General features: G+C 64.5%; 5 protein-coding genes and 2 tRNA genes. All 7 read right to left on the bottom strand.

Translation table 11 applies throughout. The annotated features are described in order from the left end of the window. The 7 genes from V9K91_RS10670 to tig all read right to left on the bottom strand — a co-directional run bounded on the left by V9K91_RS10670 (nt 1) and on the right by tig (nt 6678). Nucleotides 1-77, bottom strand: a tRNA-Asp gene (locus V9K91_RS10670). A gap of 27 nt (nt 78-104) precedes the next feature. Beyond that, nucleotides 105-179 (bottom strand) — tRNA-Val (locus tag V9K91_RS10665). Nucleotides 180-190: 11 nt separating this feature from the next. Continuing rightward, on the bottom strand, nt 191-463 hold the full coding sequence (locus V9K91_RS10660; RefSeq protein WP_068849578.1) for an HU family DNA-binding protein: 273 nt from the start codon (nt 461-463) through the stop codon (nt 191-193). A gap of 205 nt (nt 464-668) precedes the next feature. After that, complete coding sequence (gene lon / locus V9K91_RS10655) at nt 669-3134, bottom strand: endopeptidase La (protein WP_336442920.1); 2466 nt, start codon at nt 3132-3134, stop codon at nt 669-671. 141 nt (nt 3135-3275) lie between these two features. After that, entirely contained in the window at nt 3276-4565 is a 1290-nt protein-coding gene (clpX, locus tag V9K91_RS10650; RefSeq protein WP_068849575.1) for an ATP-dependent Clp protease ATP-binding subunit ClpX, read from the bottom strand. Between the two features lie 125 nt (nt 4566-4690). Further along, nucleotides 4691-5317 (bottom strand): ATP-dependent Clp endopeptidase proteolytic subunit ClpP, encoded by a 627-nt coding sequence (gene clpP, locus V9K91_RS10645; protein ID WP_038690153.1) that lies wholly within the window; start codon nt 5315-5317, stop codon nt 4691-4693. 65 nt (nt 5318-5382) lie between these two features. After that, on the bottom strand, nt 5383-6678 hold the full coding sequence (tig, locus tag V9K91_RS10640; RefSeq protein ID WP_068849573.1) for a trigger factor: 1296 nt from the start codon (nt 6676-6678) through the stop codon (nt 5383-5385). Nucleotides 6679-6850: the final 172 nt, after the last annotated feature.

The raw sequence follows: 6850 nt of genomic DNA, 5'->3' as shown, positions 1-6850 counted from the left end.
TGGCGGAGCGGACGGGACTCGAACCCGCGACCTCCGGCGTGACAGGCCAGCATTCTAACCAGCTGAACTACCGCTCCACATTTCAAACTTTTACTGGCGGTGCATGGTGGGTGCTGAGGGTTTCGAACCCCCGACCCTCTCCGTGTAAAGGAGACGCTCTACCGCTGAGCTAAGCACCCCAGCAAGCCGCTTAGTTTACGGCATCCTTCAGGGCTTTGCCAGCCTTGAACGACGGATTCTTCGACGCAGCGATCTTGATGGTGTCGCCGGTCTTCGGGTTGCGGCCGGTACGGGCGGCGCGGTCGCGCACCTGGAACGTACCGAAGCCCACCAGGGTCACCGCATCACCGCCCTTCAGGGCCTTGGTGACAGCAGCGATGACGGCATCGACAGCGCGTTGCGACTCGGCCTTGGTCAGGTCAGCGGATTCGGCAACGGCGTCGATCAATTCGGTCTTGTTCATTCTGTACAGCTCCTTTGGCGGGGATTCCGCATGTTCGACAGTGAAGCATCCGGCCCGCTACGTGGCCGGACGCCAGTGAAGTTCTCGATTCGCACCCGTCAGCGTCTGCTGACTTGCGAGTGGTGCTTTTATACCAGCGCACCCCTACCCGCGCAAGCTGAAAAGCCAATAACGACGCGGGTTTCGGGCATTTCCCATGCGCGCGTCAGTGCTTGACGCGCGTTGCGGATGGTGTCTTGCTCTTGCCCCGCACTGTGACGCGTTGCCCATCCTTCTTCGGCTTGGGCGCGGTCAGCGGCGTTTCCAGGGCCAGGTCCAGCACCTCTTCAATCCACTTCACCGGAATGATCTTCAGGTCGCGGGTGACGTTGGCCGGAATGTCGGCCAGGTCCTTGCGGTTCTCTTCGGGGATGATCACGGTGGTGATGCCACCGCGCAGCGCCGCCAGCAGTTTTTCCTTCAAGCCACCGATGGCGGTGACGCGACCACGCAGGGTGATCTCGCCGGTCATCGCCACTTCGGCGCGGATCGGCACCTTGGTCAGCATCGACACCAACGAGGTCACCATCGCGATGCCGGCGCTGGGGCCGTCCTTCGGGGTGGCGCCATCGGGCACGTGCACGTGCACGTCATGCTTCTGCAGGAACTCGGCGTCGATGCCCAGCCGCTCGGCGCGCGAACGCACCACCGACAACGCGGCCGAGGCCGATTCCTTCATGACATTGCCCAGCTGGCCGGTCAGGATCAGCGCGCCCTTACCGGGGACCAGGGTGGATTCGATCTGAAGCAGGTCGCCGCCCACTTCGGTCCAGGCCAGGCCGGTGACCAGGCCGATCTCGTTCTGCTCTTCGGCGCGGCCGAAGTCGAAGCGGCGCACGCCCAGGTACTTCTCCAGGTTCCGGCCGTTGACCACCACCAGTGCCTTCTTTTTCGCCGCGGCCTTCTTGCCGGCCTTGGCCGGCTTGGCCAGCACCGCCGGACCGCCCAGCGCGATTTCCTTCACCACCTTGCGGCAGATCTTGGCTACTTCGCGCTCGAGGTTGCGCACGCCCGATTCGCGGGTGTAGTAACGCACCACGTCCTGGATGGCGTCGGCCTCGATTTCCAGCTCCTCCGGCTTCAGGCCGTTTGCCTTGAGCTGCTTGGGCACCAGGTAGCGCATGGCGATGTTGAGCTTCTCATCCTCGGTGTAGCCGGGGATGCGGATCACTTCCATGCGGTCCAGCAGCGGCCCGGGGATGTTGAGCGAGTTCGAGGTCGCCACGAACATCACTTCGGACAGGTCCAGGTCCACTTCCAGGTAGTGGTCGTTGAAGGCGTTGTTCTGTTCCGGGTCGAGCACTTCCAGCAGCGCCGAAGACGGGTCGCCACGGAAGTCCATCGACATCTTGTCGATCTCGTCCAGTACGAACAGCGCGTTCTTGCTGCCCACCTTGTTGAGGTTCTGCACGATGCGGCCCGGCATGGAGCCGACGTACGTGCGACGGTGGCCACGGATCTCGGCCTCGTCGCGCACGCCGCCCAGGCTCATGCGCACGAACTTGCGGTTGGTGGCCTTGGCGATGGACTGCCCCAGCGAGGTCTTGCCCACGCCCGGCGGCCCGACCAGGCACAGGATCGGGCCCTTCATCTGCTTCACGCGCGACTGCACCGCCAGGTATTCCAGGATGCGGTCCTTGACCTTGTCCAGGCCGAAGTGGTCGGCATCCAGGGTGTCCTGGGCAACCTTGAGGTCCTTGCGCACCTTGGTGCGCTTCTTCCACGGCACGCCCAGCAGCCAATCCAGGTAATTGCGCACCACGGCCGCTTCGGCCGACATCGGCGACATCTGCTTGAGCTTGTTGAGCTCGGCCTTGGCCTTGGTTTCCACCGGCTTGGGCATGCCCGCTTCGGCGATCTTGCGCGCCAGCTCTTCCAGCTCGCCCGGCGCATCGTCGAGGTCGCCCAGTTCCTTCTGGATGGCCTTCATCTGCTCGTTGAGGTAGTACTCGCGCTGGCTCTTTTCCATCTGCGACTTGACCCGGCCGCGGATGCGCTTCTCCATCTGCTGCACGTCGATCTCGCCGTCGACCAGGCCCACCAGCATTTCCAGGCGGTCGCCGACCTGCAGGGTTTCCAGCAGGCGCTGCTTGTCGGCCAGGCGCACGCTGATGTGCGCGGCGATGGTGTCGGCCAGGCGCGCCGGTTCATCGATGCCGGCCAGGGTCTGCAGCAGCTCCGGCGGCAGCTTGCGGTTGGTCTTGACGTACTGTTCGAACAGCGACATCAGCGAACGGGCGATCGCCTCGACCTCACGCGGCTCGCGCGCGTCGTCCGATTCGATTTCCTCGGCCACGCCGTGCAGCGAACCGTCGCGCTCGGTGACCTGGGTGACGTTGACGCGCGACAGGCCTTCCACCAGCACCTTGATGGTGCCGTCGGGCAGCTTCAGCAGCTGCAGTACCTGGGCCAGGGTGCCGACCTGGTAGAGATCGGCGGCGGTGGGGTCGTCGGTCTCGGCCGACTTCTGCGCCAGCAGCAGGATGCGCTTGTCCGCCTCCATCGCCTGCTCCAGCGCATGCATGGATTTGTCGCGGCCGACGAACAGCGGAATGACCATGTGCGGGAACACCACCACGTCGCGCAGCGGCAGTACCGGCAGGTCGAGAGTCTCAGTTGGGGAACGGGCCATGTGGGCTCCAGTTGAGCAGTGGGGATGGCCTCCGGGCAGCGTCACCCGGATACAAAAAAGCCGATGGCCCCGTTATGGGGCCATCGGCGTCCAGATGCAAGATGCTCTGAAAAAGGTCCATCAATTCAAATGCTTGATGGATTATTCAGCGCCAGCGGCCTTCTGTTCAGGAGCCGGCGGGGTCTGGTAGATCAGGTACGGCTCGGACTTGTGTTCGATCACCGATTCGTCCACCACCACCTTGCTGACGTTTTCTGCCGAAGGCAGGTCGTACATGGTGTCCAGCAGGACCGATTCGACGATGGTACGCAGGCCGCGGGCACCGGTCTTGCGCTTGAGCGCCTTTCGGGCAATGGCAGACAGGGCGTCCGGCCGGAACTCCAGCTCCACGTGCTCCATCTCGAACAGCTTCTTGAACTGCTTGGTGATGGCGTTCTTCGGCTCGGTCAGGATCCTGACCAGGGCCGCTTCGTCCAGCTCTTCCAGGGTCGCCACGACCGGCAGGCGGCCGACGAATTCCGGGATCAGGCCGAACTTGATCAGGTCTTCCGGCTCGACTTCGGCCAGCACCTTGCCCACTTCCTGCTTGCGCTCGGAGCTCTTGACCTTGGCACCGAACCCGATGCCGCCCGAATCGTTGGAGCGGGCCTGGATCACCTTGTCCAGCCCGGCGAACGCGCCGCCGCAGATGAACAGGATGTTCTTGGTGTCCACCTGCAGGAATTCCTGCTGCGGGTGCTTGCGGCCGCCCTGCGGCGGAACGCTGGCCACGGTGCCTTCGATCAGCTTCAGCAGCGCCTGCTGCACGCCTTCGCCGGACACGTCACGGGTGATCGACGGGTTCTCGCTCTTGCGCGAGATCTTGTCGATTTCATCGATGTAGACGATGCCCTGCTGCGCCTTTTCGACGTCGTAATCGCACTTCTGCAGCAGCTTCTGGATGATGTTTTCCACGTCCTCGCCCACGTAACCGGCTTCGGTCAGCGTGGTGGCGTCGGCCATGGTGAACGGCACGTTGAGCAGGCGGGCCAGGGTTTCGGCCAGCAGGGTCTTGCCCGAACCGGTCGGACCGACCAGCAGGATGTTGGACTTGGCCAGTTCGACTTCGTCGTTCTTCTGGCGGCTCTCGATGCGCTTGTAATGGTTGTACACGGCCACGGCCAGCGTGCGCTTGGCCCGGTTCTGGCCAATCACGTACTGATCCAGGACTTCGAGGATCTCGCGCGGCTTGGGCAGCGAACTGCGCGCCGACTGCGCCTTTTCCTCGAGCTCTTCACGGATGATGTCGTTGCACAGCTCCACGCATTCATCGCAGATGAACACGCTCGGCCCAGCAATCAGCTTGCGCACCTCGTGCTGGCTCTTTCCGCAGAAGGAGCAGTAGAGGATCTTGCCGGTTTCCGTGGAACGACCTTGGCGGTCTTCGCTCATGCTTCGCTTACCCAGTTACCCCACCCGCTGAACGGGGGTTCGATTCGAGAATAGCACAGGGTCGGGAGGACGCCAGTCCAGCCCGACCCTGCGGAAACAGGCCGGTTTCCCGGCCTGGCGGCACATCAGGCCGGGGTGATCGACTCTTCCGGACGGCGCTCGAGCACCTGGTCGACCAGGCCGTAAGCCACCGCATCGGCCGCGCTCTTGAAGTTGTCGCGCTCGGTATCGCGCGCAATGGTCTCCAGCGACTGGCCGGTGTGCTTGGCCAGCACTTCGTTCAGGCGCGAACGCAGGGTCAGGATCTCACGGGCGTGGATGTCGATATCCGTGGCCTGGCCCTGGAAACCGCCCAGCGGCTGGTGGATCATCACGCGCGAATTCGGCAGCGCGTAACGCTTGCCGGCGGCGCCGGAAGCCAGCAGCAGCGCGCCCATCGAGGCGGCCTGGCCGACGCAGATGGTGCTCACGTCCGGCTTGATGTACTGCATGGTGTCGTAGATCGCCATGCCGGCGGTGACCACGCCACCGGGCGAGTTGATGTAGATGCTGATGTCCTTTTCCGGATTGTCCGCTTCCAGGAACAGCAGCTGCGCCACCACCACGTTGGCCATGTGATCGTCGATCGGGCCCACGAGGAAGATCAGGCGCTCCTTCAACAGGCGCGAATAGATGTCATAGGCGCGCTCGCCGCGGCTGGTCTGTTCGACCACCATCGGAACCATGTTCAGGGCTGTGGTTCGGTTGTCCATTGTGAGGCACCTATTTTGGGGGGAACGACCCCGCGCCGGGGCGCGGGGCGTAAAACGCGGGCCGCTTACTGGCGGATCGCGTCCTGGAACGACAACTGCTCTTCCGTGTGCTGGGCGCGCTCGGCGATCCAGTCGATCACCTGCTCTTCCATCACGCGGTTCTGCAGCCCACTCATCAGCTGGGGGTCGTTGCGGTACATCTCAATGACCTGCTCCGGCTCTTCATAGGTCGAGGCGATCAGGCGCATGGTTTCGTTCAGGCGCTTGGGGTCCAGGCGCAGGTCGTTGCGGCGGGCCACTTCGCCGACCAGCAGGCCAACCAGCACGCGCTTGGCGGCCGCGTCCTTGAAGCCTTCATGGGCGTCGGCCGGGATTTCGCCCGGGTTGCGGCCACTGCGGCGGATCTGCTCGACCTGCTGGGCCAGCATGGCGCGGGCTTCGTTGTCGACCAGGCGCGGCGGCATCTCGACCGAGGCGTAGGCGGCGATCAGCTGCTCGCCCACTTCACGGCGCAGGCGGTTCATCAGGGCGCCCTTGAGCTCGCGCTCCAGGTTGGCGCGGATGTCCTTGCGGAACTGTTCAACGTCGCCGCCCTTCACGCCGAAGCTCTTGATGAACTCGGCATCCACCTCCGGCAGCACCGGCGCGGACACGTCCACCGCCTTGACGGTGACCTTGACCTGCTTGCCAGCCAGCGCCGGCACGCGCCAGTCGGCCGGGAACTCGACGTCCAGGGTCTTTTCTTCACCCTTGGCCAGGCCGACCAGGCCCTGTTCGATCTGCTCGAACATCATGCCCTGGCCCACCACCACGCTGCCCTTTTCGGTGCCTTCGGCCGGCAGGCGCTCATCGCCGGCCTGCGACCAGGTTTCCAGCGCCACCAGGTCGCCCTCCTGGGCGCCACGGTCCACCGGGCTCCAGCTGCGGCGCTGTTCGCGCAGGTTGGTGATCATCTGGTCGATGTCGGCGTCGTTGATCTCGGCGGTGTGGCGCACGACGGTCAGCTTGCTGACGTCGACGTCGCCGAAGTCCGGCACCAGCTCGACGGTGGCCACGAAGGAGAACTCACCTGCGTCGCCCTTGTCGATGCGCGGCGCGCCGGCAATGCGCAGTTCGTGCTCGCGGATGGCGGCATCGAAGGTCTCACGCAGCAGGCCGTCAACGGCTTCGCTGCGAACCTGCTGGCCGAAGCGCTGCTCGATCACCTTGGCCGGCACCTTGCCCGGGCGGAAGCCCTTGATGCGCGCGGTGCGGGCGATTTCGCCCAGGCGGCCGCTGATGTGGGTCTGCAGGCGGTCTTCCGGCAGCGAGAAGGTCAGGCGGCGTTCCAGATTGCCGGTGGATTCGATCGAAGCTTGCATGTTGACTCCTGCCAACCGGTGGCGACGCCCCCGGCACGATGTGATTGGATGAAACGGGTTGAGAACGCGGGGTCGTGGACGCGCCTGCCCGCCGCAGCCCTGTAGTTTGGCCGATAACGGCCAGCGCCGCCAGCAGGGTGCCGGGAACGTCATTCCGGGGCGTGTTCAGGGG

The sequence above is a fragment of the Stenotrophomonas sp. CCNWLW57 genome (genome assembly GCF_037203925.1).
GTDB classification, from domain to species: Bacteria; Pseudomonadota; Gammaproteobacteria; order Xanthomonadales; family Xanthomonadaceae; genus Stenotrophomonas; species Stenotrophomonas rhizophila_A.
The sequence above is the reverse complement of the archived record's forward strand: the minus strand, read 5'-3'. Positions and strand labels throughout refer to the sequence as shown.

Coding starts and splice junctions, on each gene's coding strand:
- V9K91_RS10660 (WP_068849578.1), bottom strand. CDS start 463: ATGAACAAGACCGAATTGATCGACGCCGTTGCCGAATCCGCTGACCTG.
- lon (WP_336442920.1), bottom strand. CDS start 3,134: ATGGCCCGTTCCCCAACTGAGACTCTCGACCTGCCGGTACTGCCGCTG.
- clpX (WP_068849575.1), bottom strand. CDS start 4,565: ATGAGCGAAGACCGCCAAGGTCGTTCCACGGAAACCGGCAAGATCCTC.
- clpP (WP_038690153.1), bottom strand. CDS start 5,317: ATGGACAACCGAACCACAGCCCTGAACATGGTTCCGATGGTGGTCGAA.
- tig (WP_068849573.1), bottom strand. CDS start 6,678: ATGCAAGCTTCGATCGAATCCACCGGCAATCTGGAACGCCGCCTGACC.